The sequence below is a fragment of the Streptomyces sp. HNM0645 genome, assembly GCF_030056615.1.
GTDB classification, from domain to species: domain Bacteria; phylum Actinomycetota; class Actinomycetes; order Streptomycetales; family Streptomycetaceae; genus Streptomyces; species Streptomyces marianii.
In genome coordinates, this window is the sequence record NZ_JASHLT010000010.1 from 12,543 (window position 1) to 37,801 (window position 25,259).

Sequence of the window (25,259 nt, forward strand, 5' to 3'; positions counted from 1 at the left end):
CCCGGCCCGGACCGTGGAACGGACCGCGGCGGCCGGGCCGGCCACCTGAGTGGTCGGGCCGTCGCCACCCTCCGACACTGGAACGTGAGACGACACACAACGGCCGGGCACGAGCGCGGCGCCGGCGCCGCGCCGTCCGACCGGCCAGGACACGGTACTCAGGAGGCGAGGGCATGGGTACGTTCTCACCCGGCTTCCACGGTCGCGGACGCGGCCTGGCGGAGAAGCTGCCTCCCGGGCAGTACCCGACGGAGTCGTTCCCGGTCCTGTCCGCAGGCCCCACACCCCGTGTGCCGACCGAGACCTGGACCTTCACCGTGACGACGGAGAGCGGCGACTCCCGCGGCTGGACGTGGGACGAGATGATGTCGCTGCCCCAGGAGGACACGGTCCACGACATCCACTGCGTGACGCGGTGGTCGAAGTTCGACACTCCGTGGCGGGGCGTTCCGGTCGACGCGTTCCTGGAGGACGTGGAGACCGCCGCCGACCACGCCGTGGCCGTCAGCCACGGCGGCTACACCACGAACCTTCCGCTGGAGGACCTTCTCGACGGCAGGGCATGGGTCGTCCACACCCACGACGGCTTCCCGCTGTCCCCCGAACACGGCGGCCCCGCGCGGCTGCTGGTGCCGCACCTGTACTTCTGGAAGTCGGCGAAGTGGGTGCGGGAACTGCGGCTCACGCTCGAGGACGAGCCCGGCTTCTGGGAGAGCGTCGGCTACCACAACTACGGCGACCCCTGGCGCGAGCAGCGCACCTGGGACGACTGACGATGGCCGCCGCCTGGCGCCGCGCCCACCTCGTGGAGCGCCTGCCGCAGACCCCCACCGCCCGCTCGCTGGCCTTCAGCGTCCCGGGCTGGCCCGGTCACCTGGCCGGCCAGCACGTGGACGTGCGGCTCACCGCCGACGACGGCTACCAGGCCGCACGCAGCTACTCCCTCGCGGCACCTGCCGACGGGGAACGCATCGAACTGGGCGTGCAGGCCGTCGCCGACGGGGAGGTCTCGCCCTATCTCGCCGACGGCCTCCCGCTGGGCGCCGACGTGGAGGTGCGCGGACCGCTCGGCTGCTGGTTCGTCTGGCGGCCCGGGCAGACCGGTCCCGTGCTCCTGGTGGGCGGCGGATCGGGCGTCGTCCCGCTGACCGCCATGATCCGCGCCCACCACGGGGCGAAGTCCCCCGTCGGCTTCCAGCTGGTGTACTCGGTGCGCACCCCCGAGGACTTCTGGTACCGCGATCTGCTCACCGTCGGGACGGACCGGCTGGACGTCGATGTCCTCTACACCCGCCGGGCGCCGCCGGACACCGCCCGCGCACCGGGCCGCGTCTCCGCCGGCGACCTGCGCGGACACGTCTCGCGGCTCGCGGGAGCCGGGACCGTCTTCGTGTGCGGTCCCACGGCGTTCGTCGAAACCGTCGGCGACCACCTCGTGGACCTGGGCCGCGACCCCGCCACGATCCGCACCGAGCGCTTCGGCTGACGTCGGCCCCGCGCCGCGCCACGACCGAGCCCCTCACCCCATCCGGGAGACCCACCATGGAAGACACGCCCCTCCACCGCGACGGGAACTGGCTGGCCGGCCCGCTCTCGGAGATCCTCTCCGTCGAGCCCACCCGGGCGTGGTGGCGCTGCCCCACGTGCGGCATGGCCGGGCCTCTCGCCCAACTCCACGTCTACGGGCCCGAACCGGGCCTCACCGCCCGCTGTCCCGGCTGTGCCCGGGTCGCCCTGAGGCTCGTGAAGGAAGCCGACCACGTCTGGCTGACCATGGGCGGCGCGACGGGCGCGTTCCGCTTCCGTACCGCGTGAGCGCCGGAGGGGGCCCGCCCCCGCTGCGGACGCCGCGGCGGCCGGACTGGGGGAGGACGGCTGCGGGCTGCGTGGGGTGCGAGGGGCGGGTTGCCGTACGGGGTGCTCCCGGATCGGCCGCGTCTCAGGGCATGCCGCCGAAGTCGTCCCCCACCGTCAGGGTGACCAGGCCCTCCGGCGCGTCGGCGCTCTCCGCCACGGTGGTCCCGGGCAGCCTGGAGGCCAGGGCGCGGGCCTGCTCTCCGAGCCCCGCCGGGTGGGTCACGGAGGTCCGGGCCGCCGCCGCGGACGCGTTGCCGGTTCCGGTGACGGTGAATCCGGCCCGGCGCAGCGACTGGGCGGCCTCCCAGGCGAGACCCGGTGTGCCGGTGCCGTTGAGCACCCGTACGCGGACACTGCTCGCGTACAGGGGCCTCTCGCCGGCGGCCGCGACGGTCTCCTTGCGGACCTCCCGGTCCAGGGCGAGTGCCGCGAACAGATCGGCGGCCGCCGGGTACTGCCAGACGACGTTCGCCGTGTCGGACGGCACGTCCATGCTGCGGGGGTAGTTGGGCACGGTCACGAACGTCAGCCGGCCGGGCGGGATCGCCTTGAGCCGGGAGACGAGACCGTACAGGGGCTGGATCCCGGCGAGCGCCTTGTCCGTGGTGAGCGACTTGGTGGCGGACTCCAGCAGCCCGTACATCGCGCCGGGGCTGGTCAGCTTCTTCTGCGCCCGGTCGGCCAGGGCGCGCATGAACTCCTGCTGCCGGCCGATGCGTCCGAGGTCGGAGCCGTCGCCGACGCCGTAGCGGGCGCGTACGTAGCCGAGGGCGTCCTCGTCCCGCACGGTCTGGCAGCCGGCGGGGATGTCGAGGCGGGCCTTGTCGTCACGGATCGCGGCGGTGGGGCAGACCTCCATCCCGTCGAGGGCGTTGACCATGCCCTTGAACCCCTGGAAGTCCACCGACATGAAGTGGTCGATGCGCAGTCCGGTGCTCTGCTCGACCGTCTTGATCGCGCAGGCGGCGGCGCCCGCGACCTCACCGCCGGTACCCCCGATCGCGAACGCCTCGTTGATCTTGGCGTGGTGGGGGCTCGAGGTGCTGCCGTCGCCGCGGTCGCACGCCGGCACCTTCACCCACGAGTCGCGGGGGAAGGACACCACGGTCGCCCACTTCCGGCTCGCCGCGAGGTGAAGGACCATCAGCGTGTCGGACCGCATGGTGGTCGGACCACTGCCGTACCGGGCATTGGCCCCGGCCCGCGAGTCGGAACCGACCACGAGGATGTTCTTGGAGCCCGGACTCGTGTTGGGCGGGCGGTCGTCTCCGATCTTGTTGTCCACGTCCGCGGAACGGATGTTGCCCTGCAGGTCCCGGTAGACCCAGACGCCGGCGGCCATGGCGGCGGCGAGCAGTACCGCGAGTGCCGCCACGCCCCTCGGCGTCCTCCGGCGGCGCCGGGCAGGGCCGCGGACCGGACCCTCCCGGCGGCGCCCGTCGGCCGCACCCGGCAGCCCCCGTCCCGTCGTCGCCGGGGGCTGCCGGGTCGTGGCGTTAGGCCGGGTTGACGCCCGGGACCGCGTTCTCGCAGGAGGGGGCGTTTTCGCCGGGGGCTGCCCGGGCGCATCGCTCACGTCGAAGTTCCTCCACTGCCCGGGCGGATCGGCGCCCGCCCGTCGTCGGCACGCGCTGTCGGCGGACGGCAAGGTCCAAGCACTCTACGTCCGCGTAGCGGGCATCGGGCCGCGACGACACCCGGGCCGCGCGAGGCGTGTGGGGCGCGGGGCAGGCGGCCGCTCGCCGCCCGCCCCTCCGGGATCGTCCGTACGGAGCAGGGCGACGCGGCGCCCCGCCGGGACGACGACGCCGGGAACGGCACCGGCCCACCCGTGCGGCCGCACATCGCCGGTCGGGGCCGCGGCAGCATGGCGAGGCACGGCATCAGGAAGTCGTAAAGACTGCCGTAACACGGCAATGAATTCCGCTCGGTGTGCATGGGACGATGCGTCCATCGGGGCGTTCAAAGGTCAGGGGGTGTGCTGGTCATGGGTTTGTTTCTCGGTCTCGGCATCGTGGGCATCGTCCTGCTGGCGCTCTCACTCGTCCTCGACGGGGTGCTGGAAGGTGTCCTCGGCGGGGTGCTGGACGGCCTGTTCGACGGCTGGCTCTCGCTACCGGTGATCGCCGGCTTCGTCTCGATGCTCGGGTTCACCGGCGCGATCGTGCTGGGCACGACGGGCCTGGGCCCGACCGCCGCCACGGTGGCGGGAGTTCTCGCCGGCCTGCTCGCGGCCCGGCTGACCTGGCGGCTCAGCCGCGCGCTCATGCGGGACCGGAGCGCCGCGGCCCCGCGGGGCGAGGACCTCCTCGGCACCGGAGGGTCCGTGGTGACGGCCATCCCGGCCGGCGGCTACGGCGAAGTGCTGCTCCGCGTGGCCGGTCAGCCCGTGAAGTTCGCCGCCAGGTCGGCCACGCCCGTCCAGCGCGGCGCGGAGGTCTGGGTGGAGGCCGCCCTGTCGGCCACCTCCGTCCTCGTACGCCCCGTCGAGCGCTGACGTTCTGCCCCGGCGCCCGTCCGTTCGACATTCGACACCTGATCTGCCGCCCACCGGGAGGCAGGGGGGAGCACCATGAGTCCAGTCGTCATCGCCGTGGTGGGAGTCGCCGTACTCCTCGTCCTGCTGGCCCTCGTCGTGATCACGCGATACAAGGTCGCAGGTCCCAGTGAGGCGTTCATCATCACCGGCCGGCGCGGCAAGAAGGCCACCGATCCCGAGACCGGGCGGGTCTTCACCGACAACAGCGGCCAGAAGGTCGTCGTCGGCGGCGGCGTGTTCGTCGTGCCGTTCGTGCAGCAGAGGTTCACCCTCGACCTCTCCAGCAGGCACATCCCCGTCGCCGTCCGGGGCGCGGTCACCCTGCGCGGCATCAAGGCCAACCTGGAGGGCGTGGCGATCGTCAAGGTCGGTGGGAGCGAGGACTCGATCCGGGCCGCCGCCCAGCGCTTCCTCGTCCAGCAGGACGGGATCGTCGGCTTCACCCAGGAGGTGCTCTCCGGCGCGCTGCGCTCCATCGTCGGCCGGATGTCGGTGGAGGACATCATCCGGGACCGGGCCGCCTTCGCCGGCCAGGTCGCGGAGGAGGCCGAGGCCAGCCTCTCGGGACAGGGGCTCGTGCTGGACGCGTTCCAGATCCAGGACATCACCACCGAGGGCTCCTATCTCGAGGACCTCGGACGCCCGGAAGCGGCGCGGGCCAAGCAGGAGGCCGACATCGCCGAGGCGGTGGCCCGGCGGTCCTCGGAGCAGGCGCGGCTGAAGGCCGAGGAGGAGATCGCCGTCGCGCAGCGGACGTTCGCCCTCAAGCAGGCCGAGATCAAGGCGGAGACGGACGAGGCGGCCGCGAAGGCCGCCGCGGCCGGGCCGCTCGCCGAGGCCGACCGGCAGCAGGAGATCCTCAGCCAGCAGGAGAAGGTCGCGGAACGCCGGGCGGCCCTGACCGACAGGGAACTCGACACCCAGGTCCGCAAGCCCGCCGACGCGGCCCGCTACCAGGCCGAGCAGGAGGCCGAGGCGCGTCGTGTCGCCCTGGTGAAGCAGGCCGAGGCCGACGCCCAGCGCGCCCGTCTGACCGGTGAGGGCGAGAAGGCGAACCGCGCGGCGCTCGCCGACGCGGTCCGTATCGAGGGCGAGGCGGAGGCCGCAGCGATCGCCGCCAGGGGGTCGGCCGAGGCGGAGGCCATGCAGAAGAAGGCCGACGCCTTCGAGCGGTACGGCGACGCCGCGGTGCTGCAGATGCTCGTCGAGGTACTGCCGCAGGTGGTCGGCAAGGCTGCAGAACCGCTCGGCGCGATCGACAAGATGACCGTCATCTCCACCGACGGCGCCGGCAAGCTGCCGCGAGCCGTGGCGGACAACGTCGCCCAGGGACTGGAGCTCCTGGGTTCCACCACGGGGGTCGACCTCGCCGAGCTGCTGCGGGGCATCACACAGAAGGGCCCGAAGCCGGAGCCCGGCAAGGCCGTGGAGAACGGGTCGGTGCCGATCTCCTGAGCCGGGACCACCGGCCGGCGGGAGGGCGGGCCGGGCCCTCGGGACGAGGGACGGGAACGCCCGCCGGAGGTGGCGAGGACGCCACGCACCCGGAACGGCGGCGGACCGCGCCGGGCAGCCCGCAAGGGTACGCCCGGCGCGGTCCGCCGCCGTTCGGCGAGCACCCCGGCACCGGCAGGCGGTCTTCGGCGAGCAGCTCCCCGGCACGCACCGGCAGGGGCTCCTCGGCGCGGGCGCCAGGCGCGGCAGACGCCCATCGGCAAGCACCTCCGGCCCTCTCGGGCCCTGCCGGTGGCGCTTCCGTGGGGTGCGGCGCCGTTCGGTCCTCCGGCGGACGGCGGGCGTTGCGTCCTCCGGTGAGCGGGCGGCGGGTGCTCAGCACTCCGGTGAGCGGGCGTTCCGCTTCGGGAGCGTGTGCACCCCGGGTGCGGCCCGTAGCGGCGGCCCGCCGACGAACACGCCCGCCAGGCACCGTCTCCCCGCCGACGAACACGCCCACCGGCCGCCGCCTCCCGTCGGCGGACGCGGTTACCGGCCCCGGGGCCCGAGCAGTTCCGCCAGACCACGGCGCGTGGCGGCGACGACCACGCGGTCACCGGGGCGCAGTAGATGCCCGGGGTGGAGGTCGAAGAGCAGACCCGTGGTGTGGTGCGTCCCGTCGTCGGGTGGGGCGGCGGAGAGGTCAGGGAGCCGGTCGCCCGGTGCCGTCATGTCCAGGGCGAGCACCCGCCATCTGCCCGGACTGACCGCTTCTGCGATCGTGTGGCCCTCCAGCTGCGGCAGGTCGGCCACTTCGAGTGCGGCGAAGAGGAGCACCCGGCGCTCGACGGAGACGGCTCCGAGCACCTGACGGCCCATCATGGCCCCGGCGAAGGCGGGGGCGGAGAGCGACGTCACGCTTCTGCTGCGGGTGAGCGCCCCGGGATGGGCGGCACGCAGCGTCCGGTAGACGGCGGTGGCGAAGTCGTCGTCGTACAGCCGGAGTGCCACCCGGAGGTCGGGGGCGATCGAGCGGGCGTACAGGGCGGCTTCGAGATTGGTGGTGTCGGAGCTGGTGAGGGCCAGCAGCGCGTGCGCACGGTGGGTCCTGGCTGCCTCGAGCACGCCCTCCTGGGTGACGTCCCCGATGATCACGGGCACGCGCAGCCGGCGGGCGAGGGCCACGCCACGGGCTTCGGGGTCGTTCTCGACGCAGACGACGGGCGTGCCGAGTTCACGCAGTCGGCCGAGGACACGGGTGCCGACCTTGCCGAGGCCCAGCAGGACGACGTGGCCGGTCAGACCGCGTGGGGGCCGGCGCAGGGCGGTCGCCGAGCGGAAGGAGCTGAGCGCTTCCAGCACGGCGGCGACGAGCAGGGGCAGCAGGAGGAGCCCCACGAGCCCGGTCAGCAACTGCAGGACCTGGCGGTCGGGCTCCCCGCCGACCGCGGGGTCGTTGATGGAGAAGAGGTCGAGGAGCGTGATGTAGGCGGCGTGGAGCGGGTGGCCGCCCATGGTGAGCCAGGACGCGACGGCCAGGGCGGTGACGGCCGCGCCGACGCCCGCGAACGACCAGCGCACTCGACGGGAGAAGAGCTCCCGGAACGGCAGTGAGGGGCCGCTCAGACGGCTGCCGGGCCCGGGTTCCGGGCCGGTGACGGCTTCGAGCACGATCCTCCCGCGGCCGGACGCCGCGGCCACGGCGGCGTCGTCGGGCAGCAGGAGCGGTCCGTCGGAACCGCTGCCGTCGGATCCCTCCACGCCCGCGGGGTCGCTGCTGGTGGAGGACAGCAACGCCAGGGTGCACAGCCCCTGGTCCGCGGCCCCGCCGCGACCCGGCGGGGGCCTCTCGGCGGTGCGCAGGAGCAGCCCGTCAGCCTGGACGATCTTGCTGGTTCCGGTGACGGCGGTCGCGGCGAGCGCCGGAGCGGCGGTGTCGGCGTCCGACAGTACGGTGGTGGACGAGTCGATGTCGTCGGCGTCCATCCCGGGTACGGCGAGGGCGGCCGCCTGGTCGAGCAGTTCCTCCAGGTGCTGGCCGAGCTTGCGGTTGTAGAGGCGGATGACCAGACGCAGACGGGGGTTCAGCCGGCGAGCCGTGAGCGCGGCGCGGATGTTGGTCTCGTCGTCCTCGTGCACCAGGGCGAGGGCCTGCGCGGTCTCTACCCCGGCGTCCCGGAGCGCGACGTCGTCGGGATCGTCCGTCTCCCTCACGGACATCTCCTCCGGACGGTCGGCTCCACCGTTCACGGCCGCACGGCTCGCTCCCGTACGGACGATGCCCGCCGACACCCTGCCGAGGAGGGCGAGGGCCCGGCCGCCCGACGGGGCGTCCGCGTCGGCGGGCGGGCTCGTGGACGAGCGGCTGGGCGGGACGAGGAGCGTGACCTGCTGCCGGTAGACGTCGCGGAGTTCGGCGGCGAGCCGATGGGCGAGGGCGTCGTCGCCGCTGACGAGCATGTGGCCCGCCGCGGGCCGCGACTGCTGAGGAATGGGATGCACATGCCATACATTGCCGTGCCGTCCCCCTGCGGCGCACCTCAACACGGCGGCGGGTCTGGCACGTTGGCCTGCCGAAGGCGTCCCGGCGCGGGCCGGCTCGGCGGAGGAGGTCGTGACGGAAGTCTTACGTCCTGGCGTGGCAGCGGGCACGCGGCGGAGGCGGCCCCTAGCGTCGGCGGCATGCGCGTACTCGTCACAGGAGGCGCCGGCTTCATCGGCGCGCACATCGTCTCGGCACTCATCGGGCGGGGCCACGAACCGGTGGTCCTGGACGCCTTGCTGCCCACCGCGCACCACGGGCCTCCGGCCCCGCCGGAGACCGGGTTCGTCCATGGCGACGTCCGCGACACGACGGCACTCGCCGCGGTCCTGCACGGCGTGGACGCGATCTGTCACCAGGCGGCGATGGTGGGGCTCGGCAAGGACTTCGCCGATGCGCCCGACTACGTGAGCTGCAACGACCTGGGGACGGCGACGCTCCTCGCCGCGGCAGCGGAGGCACGGGTGCGTCAGGTGGTGCTCGCCGGTTCGATGGTCGTGTACGGGGAGGGGCGTTACGCGTGCCCCCGCCACGGGGTGGTGCGGCCGGGTCCCAGGTCGGCGGCCGATCTGGCGGCGGGGCGGTTCGAGCCGCCGTGCCCGCGGTGCGGCGCGGAACTGGTCCCGGGCCTCGTCGACGAGGACGCCCCGTGCGACCCGCGCAACGTGTACGCCGTGACGAAGCTGGCGCAGGAGCATCTCACGGCCGCCTGGGCACGTGCGACGGACGGCCGGGCCGTGTCTCTCCGCTACCACAACGTCTACGGGCCGGGGATGCCCCGGGACACCCCGTATGCGGGAGTGGCCTCCTTCTTCCGGTCGGCGCTGGCCCGGGGCGAGGCGCCCCGCGTGTTCGAGGACGGCGCTCAGCGACGGGACTTCGTCCACGTCCGGGACGTCGCCGAGGCGAACGTCGCGGCCCTGGAGGCGGTCGCGGAACGGGAGGCGGGCGTTCTCACCACGTACAACACGGGCAGCGGGGAGCCCCGCACCGTCGGCGAGATGGCCGCGGCACTGGCGGCCGCGTGCGGCGGGCCCGACCCGGTCGTCACCGGTGAGTTCAGGCTGGGTGACGTCCGGCACATCACGGCGGACTCGCGCCGGCTGCGGCGCGATCTCGGCTGGTCGCCCCGCACGGGATTCCGCGAAGGCATGGCCGAGTTCGCCCGTGCGGCGCAGCGCGCACCCGGCGCCGCACAGACCGCCGGCACTTCGCCGTCCTGAGTCCCCGGGCCGAGTGCCGGGCGCCGGCGGGACTGCGGAGTGACGGCCGTGCGGCGGCGTCCGGATCTCCGCGCGGCCCCGACGGCTGCGGCGCGGGCAGCCCGCCCGAGAAGCGCAACGGCCCTGCCTGCGTACGGCGTCCCCGGGCGGCATCCGGATCCCCGCCCGGCCCGGTCCGGGCCAGGGCCCCGCGCCCCCGGTGGTACGAGTCGGTGCGGGCGGCGTGAATGCCGCAGGGCCCCGTGCCACGGGCGGGCGGACCGCGTGCGCGCGTGTCCAGGGCGCATCTCCGCGTGCACGCACGTCCCGAGTGGTCCCCGAACGCCACCCGGGCGGGCCTCCGCTGCTCCGCCGCCGAAGCCGGTGACCGGCGCGCGGCCCCCGCGCGTCGGGCCCGCATCCGACCGCCACGTCGAACCGCGCCGCCCTGTTCGCACGGGAGCCGGTCCGGGACCGACTGCCGCCGGTACGCGCAGCGCCGCGCCGGGTCCCGGGATCCGCCGGCCGGGCGGGGACCTGACGCTCGCTCACCCGGCCGGGCCACGTCGCGTCGCGGCCGCATGCGGTGACCGCGACGGGGCCGATTCCCGGGGACGTCACCGGCGCCGGCGCGGCGCCCGGGACCGCGGCCCGCCCCCCGCACGGACGTCACCGGCGGCGGCCCGCGACGCCCGGCCACGGCATCGCGCCGCTCCCGGCCCGCGGTCACGGCAGCCGGCGGCACCGCGGCGGACGGGGTGCGTTCCGGCGACGCGGTACGGCACGGCTGCTCACGGAGGATGACGTCCGCGTTTCGTAAGGGGTCGATGTCCGCTTTGTTCGCCGCCGGTTCGTACGGTGAAAGTCGTGACCACTGACGTCGTACTTCCCTGTCTGAACGAGGCCGGGGCGCTGCCCTGGGTCCTCGAACGCGTCCCCACCGGATGGCGCGCCATCGTCGTCGACAACGGCTCCACTGACGGCTCCGCCGGAATCGCCCGGGAGTTGGGGGCGACCGTCGTGCGCGAGGAACGGCGCGGGTTCGGGGCGGCCTGCCACGCGGGGCTGCTGGCCTCGGAGGCGGACATCGTGTGCTTCTGCGACTGCGACGCGTCCCTGGATCCCGGACTCCTCGTCCCCTTCGTCCGTGCCGTGGCGGAAGGCGAGGCCGACCTGGTGCTGGGGCGGCGACGACCCGCCGGCCGGGGGGCCTTCCCGCCGCACGCCCGCGCGGGGAACCTCGCGCTGTCCTGGATGCTGCGCCGGCGGACCGGCCTGAGGCTCCACGACCTGGGACCGCTCCGGGCGGCGCGCCGCGAGGGGCTGCTGGGGCTGGGTCTGACGGACCGTCGCAGCGGCTATCCGCTGCAGATGGTGGTGCGGGCCGCGGACGCCGGCTGGCGGGTGCGGGAGGAGGACGTGCCCTACCTGCCCCGAACCGGGAAGTCGAAGGTGACCGGAACCTGGCGGGGCACCTGGCAGGCGGTGCACGACATGCGCCGGGTGCTGGGCGAGGCCGGTGGTGCACGGTGACCACGCTTCTCGTCATCGCCAAGGAACCGGTACCCGGCCGGGTGAAGACGCGGCTGTGCCCTCCCTTCAGCCCGGCTCAGGCGGCGCTGCTCGCCGAGGCCGCACTCGCCGACACCCTCGCGGTGGTCGCCGGACTTCCCGCGGAGCGGCGTGTGCTCGTCCTGGACGGGACGGCCCGCGACTGGCTGCCGTCGGGCTTCGACGTGGTGCCCCAGGGCGCGGGCCGGCTCGACGAGCGGCTGGCCGCGGCGTTCTCCCTGTGTGCGGGCCCGGCGCTGCTGGTCGGGATGGACACCCCGCAACTCTCTGCGGACCTCCTCGCACCTGCGCTCGCGCCACGGGCGTGGCATGACCACGACGCCTGGTTCGGGCCCGCGGCCGACGGCGGGTTCTGGGCGCTGGGGCTGGCCGCACCGGACCCGGAACTGCTGCGCGGAGTACCGATGTCCGTACCCGGGACCGGGGCCGCGCAGCGCCACCGGCTGGTGGGCGCCGGACTGCGCGTGGGCGACCTGCCGACCCTGCGCGACGTGGACACCGCCGCGGACGCGCGGCTGGTGGCCCGTGAGGCGGCGGGAAGCCGGTTCGCGGCCGTGTACGCACGGCTGGTCCCGGCCGCCGCCGCACCGGACCGCGCGGACCGGTCCCGAACGCGGCCCGCCGCCGCGCGACCCGGGGGCGGTCCTTCGCCGGCGGGTCCGCGATGACGGCGACCGCGTGGCGCGCCGACCCCTACACGGACGCGCTGCGCACCGGCCGCGGGCCGCTCTTCCTGCGCCGTCGCGACGGGTGGCTCCTGCCCCTGGAGGTGGAGCGCTGGTGCGAGGGACCGGACTCCGCCGACCTGACCGTGCTCAGCCGGTGCCACGGCCCCGTGCTGGACATCGGCTGCGGTCCCGGACGGCTCGTCGTCGCGCTCGAGGCGAGGGGACACCGCGTACTCGGGATCGACGTGAGTCCGGAGGCGGTGGCCCGTACCGTCCGGGCGGGCGGAACGGCCCTGCTCCGGTCGGTCTTCGAGCCGGTGCCCGACGAGGGCCGCTGGGGAACGGCGCTGCTGATCGACGGCAACGTCGGCATCGGCGGAGACCCGGCCGCGCTCATGCGTCGCGTGTCCGAGGTCACCGCGCCCGGAGCGGTGCTGATAGCCGAAACCTCCGCGGAGGACGAGGACGCCGACGAACGCGTCGAGGTCGCCGTCGTCAACGGCAGGGGGGAACGCGGGGCGACGTTCCCCTGGGCGCGCCTCGGGGCCCGCGCCCTGTGCGCCCACGCGGCGGGAGCCGGCTGGACCCCGGCCGGGCAGTGGACGGCGGCCGGGCGCAGCTTCGTCGAACTGCGCGCCCCCGCTCAGCGTCGCGGGGCCTGACGCCGCCGCCTGCCGTCGGCCTCGGTGTGCCGCGGCCCGCGGCGCAGCCGCCGGACGAGGAGGACCAGGCAGGCGGCACCGGCAACCGCTCCCAGCACGATCACCAGGTTCCGTCCGTAGGGCAGTGGCAGCGCGGACGGGTTGGGCGGGGCGCCGGGGCGGAGCAGCAGCGGCAGCGTGATCAGCACGAGCGAGCCGCCCACGACGAGCGCCCCGCGCACCACACCCCGAGCGGGCAGGGCCGCGACCAGCATTCCCACGCCGAGGACCAGCGGGGCGAGCACCGCGTCGTGCAGCACGAGCGCTCCTCCCAGCCACACCACCGCTCCCCAGGCGTCGCGGGCGGAGAGGAGAAGCCCCGTGCCCACGGCCATGAGCACCACCCCCAGACCTCCGGCGGCGTACCGGAGCAGCGCGGCACCTCCACGCCGGGACATCACAGGACCTCCAGTCGGGTGACCCATTTCGTCTGCAGGACACCGGGGCGGTTCGGGGCGATGATCCGTGCCGGGAAGCCGTGGTCGGCCGACAGCACCTGGCCGTTGAGGGTCAGGGCCAGGAGTGTCAGCGGGTCGTGGGCGTACTCGCGGCCCATCTCCATCACGCGGTAGGCGCCGCGCACCTCCATCGAGACCACGCGCAGCCCCGCGTCCCCGGCGGCGCCCGCGCGCTCCAGGAGGTCCCGGACGCGTACGCCTCCCCAGTGCGCCGAGGCGCTCCATCCCTCGACGCAGGCGATCGGCAGTACGGCCTCGGCCCGCGGAAGTGCCCGCAGCTCGTCCAGGGTCAGCGTGTAGCGGCGCGGCCCCAGCACCTCCAGGCGCCAGTCCCGGACCGCCGCGGCGGTGACGCCCGCCGCGGCGGCCGTCCGGTTCACCGGCAGCCCCTGCGGGCCGATCCCGGGATGTCTCGGTGCCAGCAGATCCAGTCTCTTCAGCGGGGTGAACGCCTGACCGACGGTGGTCAGGGTCACGGCGGTGACCGCCGCGCCGACGGCCACGAGCAGTGACCTGCGGTCCGGTGCGTCCTCCGGCGGCAGCGTGAGCGTGCCGGGCGACCTGCGACTCCAGTGGTCCCTGATCTCGGGCGCCTTGACGGCCACGTGCAGCAGCACGGCGCCGGCGACCAGCCAGGCGACGGCGAAGTGGACCGGTACGAACGAGAACGGCCACGGATACCACTCGACGATGTTCAGCAGCCCGGTGAACAACTGGAACACGGCCGCGGCGACCAGGACCCCCACCGAGAGCCGTTCCAGGCCGTGCTTCACGGAACGCACCGGAGGCCACACCCACAGCCGCGGGTACACCGCCCAGAGCTTCGCCAGGAGCAGCGGGATGGCCGCCAGGCCGGAGGCGACATGGAGACCCTGGGTCAGCCGGTAGCCCCACACCGGGCGCGGCGGCAGCTCGTTCGCGAGCCATCCGGGCGGGTGCTGGAGGTAGTGGCTGATGAGGCCGGTGAGGAAACACACGGCGATCGCCGCGCCCAGCCAGCGGCCGATCGCCGTGGCCGTTCGGGCGTCGTGGAGTCTGCCGGAGAAGGACGGTGGCCGAAGTCGCGGTCTCATGTATCCATGAGACCGCCGGAACGGCCCGGACGGCGGCTCGGACACCTTACGAAACGCGGACGGCGCATCCCGCATACCGTTCCGGCGCCCGCGGCGCTGCCAGGCTGGGCGCCATGACCAGCCGCCGGACCACCGTGACCGTCCTGCTTCTCGCCGGCCTCGTCGCCGTACTCGTCGGCACCGTGCGCGCCGACGACTACTACTCCGCCCCCGGGCGTCTGTCGCTCTGGTACGCGGCCGCCTGGCTGCTCTTCGCGGCAGGTCTGTGGGCGCTGCGGAAGGCCCCGGACCGAACCGCGGTGGTGCTCGTCATGGCCGGCGCGGTCGCCGTCGCCGCGACGGGCCTGGTCGCACCGCCGCGCACCAGCACCGACTCCTACCGGTACGCCTGGGACGGCCGGGTGCAGGCGGCCGGGATCTCTCCGTACGACCACGTCCCCGCGGCCCCCGAACTCGTCCCGCTGCGCGACGCCTGGCTCTTTCCCGAGGGCCGCGCCGCCTGCGCCGGACCCGACCGTGCGCCCGTGGGCGACGGCGTGTGCACCCGGATCAACAGGCCTCGGGTGAACACCGTCTACCCGCCCGTCGCGGAGGGCTACTTCCTCCTGGTCGAGACCCTGTCCCCCGAGGGCGCGCGGCACAAACCGCTGCAGACCGGCGGGGCACTGCTCTCGGTCGCCACCGCGGCCGCGCTGCTGCTGGTGCTGCGTCGCCGCGGTGCGCCGTGGCGAGCGGCCTACTGGGCCTGGTGCCCGGCGGTGCCCGTCGAGGCCGTGAACAACGCCCACGTCGACGTCCTCGGCGTGCTCTTCTCCGTCGCCGCCCTGGTCGCCGTCGTCCGGCACCGAGCGGCGGGCGGGGCCCTGCTGGGCGTGGCCGTCGCGGCGAAGCTGCTGCCCGCCGTGCTGATCCCGGGCGCGCTGTCCGGTGTGCGACGCGCCCGGGACGCCCTGGCCGTGCTGCTGCCGGCGGCGGGCGTCGTCGCCGTGCTCTACCTGCCGTACGTGCTGGTGTCGCGGGGCTCGGTCCTGGGTTTCCTCGGCGGCTACGTCGAGGAGGAGGGTTACGACGACGCCTCCGCCAGGAACCGCTATGCGCTGCTGCGTCTGCTCCTGCCGGACGACTGGACGCTGCCCGTCGTGGCCGCGGCGATGCTGGCCGTCGTGGCGTACGTGGTCCTGCGCGGGGACCCGGAGCGGCCGTGGAGCGGTGCCCTGGTGGTCACGGGGACCGCCTTCCTGCTCCTGACGCCCGGCTATTCCTGGTACGCCCTGCTCCTCGTCGCCCTGGTCGCCCTCGACGGCCGCTGGGAATGGCTCGGCATCGCCGTCGCCGGAGCGGCGAAGTACGTCACCGGACCCGCTTTCCCCGGGCACGGCGACACCGTGGGCACCATCGCCTACGCGACGGCGGCAGCGGCGGTCCTCACCGGGTGGGTGCTGCGCAGGCGGACCGTCCGCGGCCGGCCGCAAGGAACACGTCGGGCCGGGCCCCCGGCCTCCGCGGAGCCTTCGGGAAACGCCGGGATCAGCGCCTGATCCGGCGCGCGCACGACCCCTGGCGGACGGTCGGGATCGGCCCGGCCGCGGACACCACGGCGTGACGGAGGGGCCGGTCCGCCCCCACGGCGGACCGGCCCCTGCAGTACCCGGGGCAGCCGGGTCAGCTCTTCAGCGGCACGATCGCGGTGGGCGCGTGGCCCGGCTCGGTCGCGATCTCCTCGAACTCGGTGACGTCGCTGATGTCCGCGGTCCGGCTCATCGCGATGTTGGTGATCCGTTCCAGGATCGCCTCGACGACGACCGGCACCCGGTGCTCGGCGGCGAGCTTCCTGGCCTGCTCGAAGGCCGCGCCGAGTTCGCTGGGGTCGGTGACGCGGATCGCCTTGCAGCCCAGCCCCTCGGCGACCTTGACGTGGTCGACCCCGTAGACGCCCAGCTCCGGGGAGTTGATGTTCTCGAACTCCAGGTTGACCTGGAAGTCGATGTCCAGGCCGAGCTGCGCCTGACGGATCAGGCCCAGGTAGGAGTTGTTCACGAGGACGTGGACGTACGGGATCCTGTGCTGCGCGCCGACCGCCAGTTCCTCGATGAGGAACTGGAAGTCGTAGTCGCCGGAGAGGGCGACGACCGGGGTGTCGGGGGCGGCGGTGGCCGCGCCCAGGGCGGCCGGAATGGTCCAGCCGAGCGGGCCCGCCTGACCGCAGTTGATCCAGTGACGCGGCCGGTAGACGTGCAGCATCTGGGCGCCGGCGATCTGGGAGAGGCCGATGGTGGTGACGTAGCGCGTCTCCGGGCCGAAGGCCTTGTTCATCTCCTCGTAGACGCGCTGCGGCTTCATGGGGACGTCGTCGAAGTGCGTACGGCGCTGCAGGGTGGCCTTGCGCTCCTGCGTGGAGGCGGCCCAGTCGGAGCGGTCGGGCAGCCTTCCCGCCGCCTTCAGCTCCCTCGCGACCTCCACGAAGAGCTGCAGCGCGGCCCCGGCGTCCGAGGTGATGCCGTAGTCGGGGGCGAAGATCTTGCCGATCTGGGTGGGCTCGATGTCGACGTGCACGAACTTCCGGCCGCGGGTGTAGACGTCGAGCTTGTAGCCGGTGTGGCGGTTGGCCCAGCGGTTGCCGATGCCGAGGACGAAGTCGGACTCCAGGAAGTTCGCGTTCCCGTAGCGGTGGGAGGTCTGCAGACCGACCATGCCGGCGTTGAGCTCGTGGTCGTCCGGGATGGTCCCCCAGCCCATCAGGGTCGGGATGACCGGGGTGCCGGTGATCTCGGCGAACTCGACGAGCAGGTCGGAGGCGTCGGCGTTGATGATGCCGCCGCCGGCGACGATCAGCGGACGCTCGGCCTCCAGGAGGAAGGAGAGCGCCTTCTCGATCTGGGCGCGGGTCGCGGCGGGCTTCCAGACCGGAAGCGGCTCGTACGTCTCGGGGTCGAACTCGATCTCGGTGAGCTGGACGTCGATGGGCAGGTCGATGAGGACCGGGCCGGGACGGCCGGAGCGCATCAGGTGGAATGCCTGCTGGAAGACGCCGGGGACCTGCGCGGCCTCCAGGACGGTCGTGGCGGCCTTGGTGACCGGCTTGGCGATCGACGCGATGTCGACGGCCTGGAAGTCCTCCTTGTGGATCACGCTCGTCGGCGCCTGGCCGGTGATGCACAGGATCGGAATCGAGTCACCGATGGCGGAGTAGAGCCCAGTGATCATGTCGGTGCCGGCGGGACCCGACGTGCCGATGCAGACACCGATGTTGCCCGGCTCGGCGCGGGTGTAGCCCTCGGCCATGTGCGAGGCGCCCTCGACGTGGCGGGCGAGGGTGTGGTCGATGCCGCCACCCTCCTTGAGGGCCTTGTAGAAGGGGTTGATCGCCGCGCCCGGCACACCGAACGCGTGACTGACGCCTTCACGCTTGAGGATCTCAACAGCCGCTCGGGCGGCGGTCATACGGGGCATGGAGTGCTCCTGCTTCGGCCTGGCGGATCGGGCTCTGTCGCGCCACCTGAGAGCGTCGATTCCGTGCTGGTTCCCTGATCGTCTTCCGCAGCCTCACGGCTTTTCCGTAATACGGAAGTCATCTTCTACTATTCGGAAGTAATGTAAGCGGCGTGCCGGACCGCGTCAAGGCAAGGGCGGGCCGCCGATGGCCGAACTCCCTCCCCAAGGGGTCGCGGTTGGTGGACGATGGAGCACGAGGCGTGCCCGGAAGCGCCGAAGGGGGACGGACATGGGAGATCACGTACCGGTGCGCTGCCCGGTGTGCCGCCGCTCGCACACGTTCGCGTCGCCCGTCTATCCCTGTGCCTGCGGGGCTCCGCTGGCACCGCCCCTGCTGCGGGGAGCACCGGCCGAGCCCATCCGCCACCGCACCTGGACCGACGACTGGGTCACCGTGCGCTGCCTGGCGTGCGGGCGACAGGACCAGTGGCCCCAGCCGGAGCTCGGCTGCCCCTGCGGCACGGTGCTGCGGATCCCCGTACGACCGGTGACCGCCACGCCGGAGTCGTCGGAGGGAGCGGCCGCGGCGCACCGCACCACGACCGCCGCCTCGGGCGCCGGCGGCACCTTCGCGGCTTCCGGGACCGGCGGGCCGGGTGGGGCGGGCGGCCCGGACGCACCCGGCGCCTCCGGCGTCTTCGCTTCCCGGGATGCCGGCCCTACGGACCAGGCCGGTCCGGTCGTCCCACCCGGGGAGGCCACGCTCCCCTCCGGCTCCGCGGAAGGGACGGCGGAGGGCCTCCCCCTGTCCGTGCCGCCGGACACCGCTCCGGCGCCCCGTCCCGCCTTCCGCCCGGTCGCGATCCGCACGGCACGCGACGCGGTCACGGCCGCAGCCCTGTATCTGCGCTGGCTGGGGTTCCAGCAGGTCGTGCAGCCCGAGGAGCGGACCACGTCCGGGATCGACCTGCGCGCGCAGGGACTGGTCGCCCAGGTGGACCCGACCACCCGGCCCGTCACCCTGCGCGCGGTGGAGCTCCTGTGGCTGAACGGGCTGAACTCCTCCGCCAGGAGCGTCGTCTTCTCACTCGCGGGCTACTCGGCGGACGCCCGCGCACGAGCGGACGACCTCGGAGTCCCCCTGTTCGTCATGGATCTCACGGGCGTGCCCGAGCCGGTGAACGGCCCGGCGAAGAACCTGATCTCCACGGGCGCCTGACCGGGCCGCCCGGAGCCGCGGTCGGCCGGGGCGGAGGCAGGACCGGGGCCGGACCCCGGCCGAGGGCGGAAACCTACCGGGGCCGGCGGCCGAACCCGGCCACGCACTCGGCGGTCGTACTGGGCGGACTCCTCCGTCGTTGTCCCCGCACGCGTCCCCGAGTCGATCTCGTGCTGCTTCAGCCGGTTCCGCAGTGTCGCGGGAGCCGATGCCGAGTTTGTCGGCGGCCGCCCTGCAGGGCGGCCGTCTCGTTCGGGTAGTCGTCGCGCACCTCGGCGACCATGCGCACCGCGCGCCGGCGGAGTTCGAGCAGATAACGGGAAGGCCGTGCCACGACTCGATCCTTTCGCGAAATCGAATCTCTACCTGACGCGGGGCGATTCAGTCCGCCCAGTACGGCTCCCGCAACCTGAACTTCTGGATCTTCCCCGTCGCCGTCCGCGGGATCGCATCCCGGAACTCCACACTCGTCGGCGCCTTGTATCCCGCCATCCGCTCCTTGCAGTACGCGATGATCTCGGCCTCGCTCACCGCCGCGCCCTCGGCCGGCACCACCAGCGCCTTGATCGTCTCGCCCCACTTCTCGTCCGGCACCCCGATCACCGCCACCTCCGCCACCTCCGGGTGACTGAAGATCGTGTCCTCCACCTCGATCGACGACACGTTCTCGCCGCCCGTGATGATCACGTCCTTCTTGCGGTCGGAGATCGTCAAGTGGCCGTCCGCCTCGTCGACGGTGCCGCCGTCGCCGGTGTGGAACCAGCCGCCCTCGAGTGCCGCCTCGGTCTCCTCCGGCTTGTCCCAGTACCCGTCGAGCACGACGTTCGACCTGGCCAGGACCTCTCCGGACGCAGAGACCTGCAGCTTGACCCCGAGCGCCGGCAGCCCCGCGCGGGACAGCTTGCGCGCCCGCTCCTCAGCCGGCAGCTTCGCATCCGCCGGCCGCGTCCGGTTGAACGTCAGTAGCGGCGACGTCTCGGTCAGGCCGTAGATCTGCGTGAACTCCCAGCCCAGCTCCTCACCCACCCGCCGGATCATCCTGCTCGGCGGCGGCGCCCCCGCACACACGATCCGCACCCGATCCCGGCCCGGGATCTCGCCCTCCCACGTGGCCGCCGCATCCAGCACCGCGTTCCACACCGCCGGCGCACCGCACATGAGCGTGACACCATGCTCCTCGACTCGACGCAGGATCTCCGCACCGTCGACCTTGCGGAGCACGACCTGCTTGACGCCGAGTCCCGCCATCACGAACGGCATCCCCCAGCCGTTGCAGTGGAACATCGGGAGCGTGTGCATGTAGACGTCGTGTTCCCAGACGCGGGTGTGCAGGCCGAAGGTCAGGCCGTTGACCCAGATGTTGCGGTGGGTGAGCTGAACCCCCTTGGGGCGCGCGGTGGTTCCCGACGTGTAGTTGATCGTCGCCGTGGCGTCCTCGTCCGGGCTCGACCACGGTCGCGGCTCCACACCGAACCTCATCAACTCGGACTCCGTCTGCTCGCCGAGGACGAAGCGGTGACGGGCCTTCACACTCGTCAGAGCGTCGTCCAGCTCGGGGTCGACCAGCAGCACCGAGGCCCCGCTCTGCTGCACCACGTATTCGACCTCGTCCGGCTTGAGCCGGAAGTTCACCGGCACACAGATCCGGCCGCTCATCGTCACCGCGAACAGCAGCTCCAGCAAGCGGGCGGAGTTGTGGCTGACCACCGCCACTCGCTCCCCTTCACCGACGCCCAGCGGGTCGAGCCCTGCCTGCCAGGCCCGTACGCGGTCGCCCAACCGGCCGTATGTCGTCATCGGCACCGGCGGTGCGGGTTGATCCGGCTCGTCGACCACACCGATGCAGTCCCTGAAGCCCAGCTCCGCACGGTCGAGGAAGTCGTTGACGGTCATCGGTACACGCATCGCTCTTCAGCTCTCCCCTGTATGACTTGCTGCTTGTCTGGGACTGTTACAGCCAGGACCGATCGCCGCCCATCCTCCATCACGCCGCGATCCGCGACCGGAAAGCAATGCCCCCTGATCTTGACGTCTTCAAGACGTCGTCGGTGCGGCCGACGTAGGTGATGCAACCGTCGGGGTCGCGCGCACCGATGTCGCCGGTGCGGTAGTACCCTCCGGCCACCACCTCGGCCGTGCGGTCGGGGTCCCCGTGGTAGCCCGTCATCAGCCCCACCGGGTCGGCCGACAGGTCCAGGACGACCCCACCTCGTCCGCGCCGGGCTTTCCGCTGACAGGGTCGAGGAGTTCGACGCGGCACCCGGGGCTGGGGCGGCCCATCGAGCCGGCCTTCAGCAGGTGTCCGGGGCTGTTGGAGACCTGGACGGCCGTCTCGGTCCGCCCGAAGCCGTCGCGGACGGTCACGCCCCAGGCCCGCCGCACGGCCTCGATGACCTCGGGATTGAGCGGTTCACCGGCGACGACCTCGCGCGACGGGGTGCGCAGCTGGGTCAGGTCCGCCTGGATGCGCACGTCGGCGACGCGGGCACCACCCTGGCGCCGCGCGAACTCGACGTGCTCGCCTGCGTGGCGACGGGTTCCGCCAACGCGGCCGCCGCCGACCGTCCGGGGCGGCGCCCGGAGACGGTCAACGCCTATCCCCGGTCCGCGATGCGCAAACCGGGCACGCACGAACGTCTGGAGGCGGTGGTGGCGGCGAGGCGCGCGGGGCTGCCGCCCTGATGGCGGCTTTCTGGGAACGGCGAGCGGGGAAGAACACTGGTTGCGCGGCATGCGCACGCCTCTCGGCGTGTGCACCGCCGTGGGGCTCGCCGCGGAACGGTGCCTGACCGACGCCCTCGGCGCGAAGGGGCCTGGACCAGGCTCACGGAACCCGCGCAACGGGCGCTCCCCCTCCGTGTGGCCCCCGTCCGCCTTCCCCGCCCGGAGGGGGGTGACGTCACGGTGGCCGGGGTGTCCCCCGCCGCACCGCCCGGGTGACGTCAACGGGTCCCGGTGTCTCACTCCGTGAACTCCCCGAAGCGCACGTCGTGGTCGGCCCCCGGAGCGACGATCGCCAGCAGGCGCCCCGCCTCCTCGGCCACGGCCGTGCGCTGCGCCGCCGTGAGGCGGACGAAGCTCCGCACGGTGAGCGTCAGGGCGCCGCCCGCCTCCGCGTCACGGTCCCTCTTCCGCCCGCCGGTCCCTCCCCGCCCGCCGGTCCGCCAGATCCCGGCCACGCGACCGTCGACCAGGAGGACGCTGCGGGCCTGGTTCCCCTTCCACGTACGGTCCCTGAAGTCCGGCGGGACGAAGCGGGAACGGTCCGCGTGCGAGAGCAGGAGGTTGTCGAACTCGGGGAGCAGACGCGGCGGCGCGGGGGTGTCCGGGTCGGGCCGGGGACCCTCCGGGAGGTCGAAGAGTTCGACACCCTTGTCGTCGTGGAAGGCGGCGAGCTCGGGGCGCAGGCGCTCGAACGCCCCCTTCAGCCGCGTCAGACCGGACCAGGTCTGCATGTCCCTGACGGAGGCGGGTCCGAAGGCGGCGAGATAACGCCGTACGACCGTCTCGGGCTCGGGCGCGGGGCCGACGGGCCGGCCGAACCACTGCTCCGCGGTGGTGAGCGTGACCTGTCCGGCCCTGCCCCACAGCCCGCGCGGGGTCGTCTGCACCAGCGGCAGCATGCAGCGCACGGCCGTGGTGAGCGCGAGCGGATCGGCGTCCGGCCACTGCGCGAGCAGCGCGTCGCGGAGTTCCCCGACCGGCCTGGGCCGTTCCTCCAGCAGTTCCCTGCCCACGGCGGCGAGCCGGTCCGGATCGATACCGCCGAGACGCCTCGTGAACATCCGCAGTTCCCGCTCGGGGCCGCCCGGCTGCGCGAAGGGCCGCAGGGTGAGGCAGTCGTGCGCACCGTGGGTGTGGAGGGTGGAACGCATCGTCACCATGCGGGCGACGGCGCGGGACTCCATGAGCTCCGACAGCTCCTGCGGGCGGAAGCCGTGCAGCCGGGCGGCGAGGGCGTGGTACGGGGGTCCGACGTTCTGCGCCTGGAGGCCGATCAGATGCTCCACGGCCGCCTCGGCGGTCAACCGTTCCCCCGGGTCGCGGCGCAGCAGCAGCTGGCGGTCCAGGGTGGCGCGGCCGAGGGCGCGGGGGCCGAGCACGGGCGGTGTCTTCGGGGCCATACCGGGACGCTAGTCGGCCGTGCGGTCACCGTGCGTCCGCGATGACGATCCGGGTGCCGACGAGCCCGGTCTCTCGGCCCGGCCGAGAGGGGGCCCGCCGCAGCTCCCCGGGCACGGGCTCACCGGCAGTCCGCCATGCTTCCGCCGGTGAGCCCGGATATCCTGCCCGTGCCGGTCAGGAACGCATGTACACGGCGTGAACGCGGGTAGAGGGGCGGGTACGCAGAAGCGCAGCGTGCGCCTCGCTCGCACGGGAGGTGACCCGGGATGCCCCGACGAGCCCGTTCCGCCCCGGCCTCGAAACGGCAGTCGTGGCGCCGCCGGGCCTCCCCCGCCGCTGCCCCACCGAAGCCCCCGGAGCCCGCGGCGCCGGCGCCGGCCGAACGGGCGCGCGAGGAGCAGGACCGGCGCAGCATCGTCCAGGCCGTGCTCTACCGTGACGGGCGCCGGGTGTCGTCACCCTCGTCCCTCGCCGAGACCTTCCGACTGCTGAGGGACGACCCGGCCGGGATGGCCTGGATCGGCCTCCACCGACCGACCGATGCGGAACTGCGGGCGCTGGCCGAGGAGTTCGACCTGCACGAGCTGGCCGTCGAGGACGCCATGGAGGCCCACCAGCGGCCCAAGCTGGAACGGTACGGGGAGACCCTCTTCGTCGTCCTGCGCGCCGCCCGCTACCTCGACGCCCTGGAAGAGGTCGACTTCGGCGAACTGCACGTCTTCGTCGGCCGCGACTTCGTGATCACGGTCCGGCACGGGGCAGCGCCGGACCTGTCGGCGGTCCGCCGCCGCATGGAGACCGACCCCGAACTGCTCGCCCTCGGCCCCGAGGCGGTGCTCTACGCCATACTCGACACGGTCGTGGACGGGTACGCGCCCGTCGTCGCCGGTGTGCAGAACGACATCGACGAGATCGAGACGGAGGTCTTCGGCGGCGATCCCGCGGTGTCCCGCCGCATCTACGAACTGTCCCGCGAGATGGTCGAGTTCCAGCGCGCGACCCGGCCGCTGGTCGGCATGCTGCACGGCCTGATGGCGGGTTTCGCCAAGTACGGCACGGACGAGGAACTCCAGCGCTACCTCCGCGACGTCGCCGACCACGTCACCCACATCAGCGAGCGCGTCGACGGGTTCCGCCAGGCCCTGGCGGACATCCTGACGGTCAACGCGACGCTGGTGACGCAGCAGCAGAACGCGGAGATGCGGGCGCTGGCGGAGGCGGGCTTCGAACAGAACGAGGAGATCAAGAAGATCTCCGCCTGGGCGGCCATCCTCTTCGCACCCACGCTGGTGGGAACCATCTACGGCATGAACTTCCAGAACATGCCAGAGCTGCACTGGGCGGGCGGGTATCCGTTCGCGATTCTACTGATGGCCGCGGTATGCCTGAGCCTGTACTTCATCTTCAAGCGGCGGGACTGGCTGTAGAAACGAGCCAAAACGAGTGATCCACTTCGTAGTCGCGAATGGCACCGAAGGGTCTTTTCGGGGCCCTGGGGAGAATGCGCGGCCTTGGGGAGCGGGCCATCGTCCGCCTCATCTGCTGTTCCCCACCTTTCGTATGGCCCGGCTCCAAGCACCCTGCCATGCCGGGCCATCACCCAGAGTGAGCATTACTGCCCGAGTGGCGGCCCGCCGACGATGGCGTCGGCATGGGCGCGGTCCAGCGGACAAGCGGGACTACGACCTGTCCGGCCGATGGGTGGGGGCGGATTGAGGGCCTCTTGCCGGGCGTCAACGCCAGCTTCATTCCGGTCAGCGAACCGGCAGTCAGTGTTTCCGGGGGGCGTGTGACAACTGGTAGTGGCAGGGCGCAGCGCACAACATGGGTATGGACGGCCTTGGCGTACGGCCTGCTCGGGCTCGGACTGCTGGGGCTGATCGTTTCCACACCATTCGTACTGGCCGCTGTGGCTCCGGCGAGCACGGACTGGGGGAAGCTCAGGGACATCAGCCAGACGTACGGGGCCGTGTCCGTCGTGCTATCAGCCATCGCTTTGGCCGGTGTGGCTCTCTCGCTCCTCTACCAGGTCCGGCAGGCGCGCACGAGCAACCACGGCCGCCTCGTTCTCACCACCGGTCAGCGGCAGCGGCCAGCCGGACAGTGCCGCACCGCCCACCGTCACGGCGGACACCGGTACGTCGGCCCAGGCGTCCTCCGCCGAACGGCGCCACGGGAAGGTCACCGCGTTGTACTTGCCCGCTTCGGCGACGAGCGACAGGCGACGTGCGGTGCGGGTGCCGTCCTCCGGCGAGGAGAAGCCCCCGGACCCGCGTGGAAGGTGTAGTCGATGGCCTCGGACTTGTTGTCCGCCTTGTCGACCTGCCGCACCTGAAGTGTGTGGGTGCCGTCCTCGGGCGGCGTGATGCTGAGGGCCTTGGCGGCGGTGGAGCCGCCGGTGGCGACCTTGGTCCAGGTCACGCCGTCCAGCGACCAC

20 protein-coding genes and 4 pseudogenes are annotated in these 25,259 nt (G+C 73.2%); 14 read left to right on the forward strand and 10 right to left on the reverse strand.

The window, feature by feature from the left end:
• Nucleotides 1–173 precede the first annotated feature (173 nt).
• From QMZ92_RS08300 to QMZ92_RS08310, 3 genes are read left to right on the forward strand one after another with little or no spacing between them, the layout of a single operon-like run.
• Entirely contained in the window at nt 174–773 is a 600-nt protein-coding gene (locus tag QMZ92_RS08300) for a molybdopterin-dependent oxidoreductase (protein WP_283296587.1), read from the forward strand.
• 2 nt (nt 774–775) lie between these two features.
• On the forward strand, nt 776–1,486 hold the full coding sequence (locus tag QMZ92_RS08305; RefSeq protein WP_283296588.1) for an FAD-binding oxidoreductase: 711 nt from the start codon (nt 776–778) through the stop codon (nt 1,484–1,486).
• A 56-nt stretch (nt 1,487–1,542) separates the two neighbouring features.
• Nucleotides 1,543–1,815 (forward strand): DUF6510 family protein, encoded by a 273-nt coding sequence (locus tag QMZ92_RS08310; RefSeq protein ID WP_283296589.1) that lies wholly within the window; start codon nt 1,543–1,545, stop codon nt 1,813–1,815.
• Nucleotides 1,816–1,939: 124 nt separating this feature from the next.
• Here the strand turns inward: QMZ92_RS08310 and QMZ92_RS08315 are convergent, their stop codons facing one another.
• Complete coding sequence (locus QMZ92_RS08315) at nt 1,940–3,199, reverse strand: LCP family protein (protein ID WP_283296699.1); 1,260 nt, start codon at nt 3,197–3,199, stop codon at nt 1,940–1,942.
• Nucleotides 3,200–3,844: 645 nt separating this feature from the next.
• On the opposite strand from QMZ92_RS08315, the gene QMZ92_RS08320 reads away from it, so the two are divergent.
• Together QMZ92_RS08320 and QMZ92_RS08325 are read left to right on the forward strand one after the other, a co-directional pair.
• Entirely contained in the window at nt 3,845–4,354 is a 510-nt protein-coding gene (locus QMZ92_RS08320) for an NfeD C-terminal domain-containing protein (RefSeq protein ID WP_283296590.1), read from the forward strand.
• A 75-nt stretch (nt 4,355–4,429) separates the two neighbouring features.
• Nucleotides 4,430–5,851: a flotillin family protein gene (locus QMZ92_RS08325; protein WP_283296591.1), complete on the forward strand. Its 1,422-nt coding sequence runs from the start codon at nt 4,430–4,432 to the stop codon at nt 5,849–5,851.
• A gap of 528 nt (nt 5,852–6,379) precedes the next feature.
• On the opposite strand, the gene QMZ92_RS08330 is transcribed toward QMZ92_RS08325, so the two are convergent.
• Nucleotides 6,380–8,290, reverse strand: a complete 1,911-nt coding sequence (locus QMZ92_RS08330; protein WP_283296700.1) for an NAD(P)-binding protein — start codon at nt 8,288–8,290, stop codon at nt 6,380–6,382.
• Nucleotides 8,291–8,512: 222 nt separating this feature from the next.
• Here QMZ92_RS08330 and QMZ92_RS08335 point away from each other — a divergent pair, with 222 nt between their 5' ends.
• The 4 genes from QMZ92_RS08335 to QMZ92_RS08350 all read left to right on the forward strand — a co-directional run bounded on the left by QMZ92_RS08335 (nt 8,513) and on the right by QMZ92_RS08350 (nt 12,476).
• A complete protein-coding gene (locus tag QMZ92_RS08335) occupies nt 8,513–9,595 on the forward strand; it encodes an NAD-dependent epimerase/dehydratase family protein (protein WP_283296592.1) in 1,083 nt (360 codons plus the stop codon).
• Between the two features lie 837 nt (nt 9,596–10,432).
• Nucleotides 10,433–11,107, forward strand: a complete 675-nt coding sequence (locus QMZ92_RS08340) for a glycosyltransferase family 2 protein (RefSeq protein ID WP_502962012.1) — start codon at nt 10,433–10,435, stop codon at nt 11,105–11,107.
• Complete coding sequence (locus tag QMZ92_RS08345) at nt 11,104–11,814, forward strand: TIGR04282 family arsenosugar biosynthesis glycosyltransferase (protein ID WP_283296594.1); 711 nt, start codon at nt 11,104–11,106, stop codon at nt 11,812–11,814. Before QMZ92_RS08340 ends, QMZ92_RS08345 begins: the two co-directional genes overlap by 4 nt.
• Nucleotides 11,811–12,476 (forward strand): methyltransferase domain-containing protein, encoded by a 666-nt coding sequence (locus QMZ92_RS08350; protein WP_283296595.1) that lies wholly within the window; start codon nt 11,811–11,813, stop codon nt 12,474–12,476. Before QMZ92_RS08345 ends, QMZ92_RS08350 begins: the two co-directional genes overlap by 4 nt.
• On the opposite strand, the gene QMZ92_RS08355 is transcribed toward QMZ92_RS08350, so the two are convergent.
• On the reverse strand, nt 12,458–12,913 hold the full coding sequence (locus QMZ92_RS08355; protein WP_283296596.1) for a hypothetical protein: 456 nt from the start codon (nt 12,911–12,913) through the stop codon (nt 12,458–12,460). The genes QMZ92_RS08350 and QMZ92_RS08355 overlap by 19 nt on opposite strands.
• The gene (locus QMZ92_RS08360) at nt 12,913–14,046 is read right to left on the reverse strand and encodes a molybdopterin-dependent oxidoreductase (protein ID WP_283296597.1); all 1,134 of its coding nucleotides are present in this window, start codon (nt 14,044–14,046) and stop codon (nt 12,913–12,915) included. The genes QMZ92_RS08355 and QMZ92_RS08360 overlap by 1 nt, the downstream gene beginning before the upstream one ends.
• Nucleotides 14,047–14,159: 113 nt before the next feature.
• On the opposite strand from QMZ92_RS08360, the gene QMZ92_RS08365 reads away from it, so the two are divergent.
• Nucleotides 14,160–15,584: a glycosyltransferase 87 family protein gene (locus QMZ92_RS08365; protein WP_283296598.1), complete on the forward strand. Its 1,425-nt coding sequence runs from the start codon at nt 14,160–14,162 to the stop codon at nt 15,582–15,584.
• Nucleotides 15,585–15,708: 124 nt separating this feature from the next.
• On the opposite strand, the gene gcl is transcribed toward QMZ92_RS08365, so the two are convergent.
• Nucleotides 15,709–17,496: a glyoxylate carboligase gene (gcl, locus tag QMZ92_RS08370; RefSeq protein ID WP_283296599.1), complete on the reverse strand. Its 1,788-nt coding sequence runs from the start codon at nt 17,494–17,496 to the stop codon at nt 15,709–15,711.
• Between the two features lie 301 nt (nt 17,497–17,797).
• Between gcl and QMZ92_RS08375 the strand changes: the two genes are divergently transcribed.
• On the forward strand, nt 17,798–18,697 hold the full coding sequence (locus QMZ92_RS08375) for a hypothetical protein (RefSeq protein ID WP_502962019.1): 900 nt from the start codon (nt 17,798–17,800) through the stop codon (nt 18,695–18,697).
• 178 nt (nt 18,698–18,875) lie between these two features.
• Here the strand turns inward: QMZ92_RS08375 and QMZ92_RS08380 are convergent, their stop codons facing one another.
• The 3 genes and pseudogenes from QMZ92_RS08380 to QMZ92_RS08390 all read right to left on the reverse strand — a co-directional run.
• Nucleotides 18,876–19,031, reverse strand: coding sequence for a hypothetical protein (locus QMZ92_RS08380; protein ID WP_283296601.1), 156 nt, complete (start codon nt 19,029–19,031; stop codon nt 18,876–18,878).
• A 47-nt stretch (nt 19,032–19,078) separates the two neighbouring features.
• Nucleotides 19,079–20,602, reverse strand: a complete 1,524-nt coding sequence (locus QMZ92_RS08385) for an AMP-binding protein (protein ID WP_283296602.1) — start codon at nt 20,600–20,602, stop codon at nt 19,079–19,081.
• 79 nt (nt 20,603–20,681) lie between these two features.
• Nucleotides 20,682–21,163, reverse strand: a pseudogene (locus QMZ92_RS08390) (AMP-binding protein); the annotation flags it as partial.
• 27 nt (nt 21,164–21,190) lie between these two features.
• On the opposite strand from QMZ92_RS08390, the pseudogene QMZ92_RS08395 reads away from it, so the two are divergent.
• Nucleotides 21,191–21,379, forward strand: a pseudogene (locus QMZ92_RS08395) (LuxR C-terminal-related transcriptional regulator); the annotation flags it as partial.
• Nucleotides 21,380–21,657: 278 nt separating this feature from the next.
• Here the strand turns inward: QMZ92_RS08395 and QMZ92_RS08400 are convergent.
• Nucleotides 21,658–22,821, reverse strand: a complete 1,164-nt coding sequence (locus QMZ92_RS08400) for a winged helix DNA-binding domain-containing protein (protein WP_283296603.1) — start codon at nt 22,819–22,821, stop codon at nt 21,658–21,660.
• A gap of 267 nt (nt 22,822–23,088) precedes the next feature.
• On the opposite strand from QMZ92_RS08400, the gene QMZ92_RS08405 reads away from it, so the two are divergent.
• Entirely contained in the window at nt 23,089–24,249 is a 1,161-nt protein-coding gene (locus tag QMZ92_RS08405) for a magnesium and cobalt transport protein CorA (protein ID WP_283296604.1), read from the forward strand.
• 224 nt (nt 24,250–24,473) lie between these two features.
• Nucleotides 24,474–24,824 (forward strand): annotated as a pseudogene (locus tag QMZ92_RS36305) (hypothetical protein); the annotation flags it as partial.
• 51 nt (nt 24,825–24,875) lie between these two features.
• Here QMZ92_RS36305 and QMZ92_RS08410 read toward each other — a convergent pair.
• Nucleotides 24,876–25,258, reverse strand: a pseudogene (locus tag QMZ92_RS08410) (hypothetical protein); the annotation flags it as partial.
• Nucleotide 25,259: the final 1 nt, after the last annotated feature.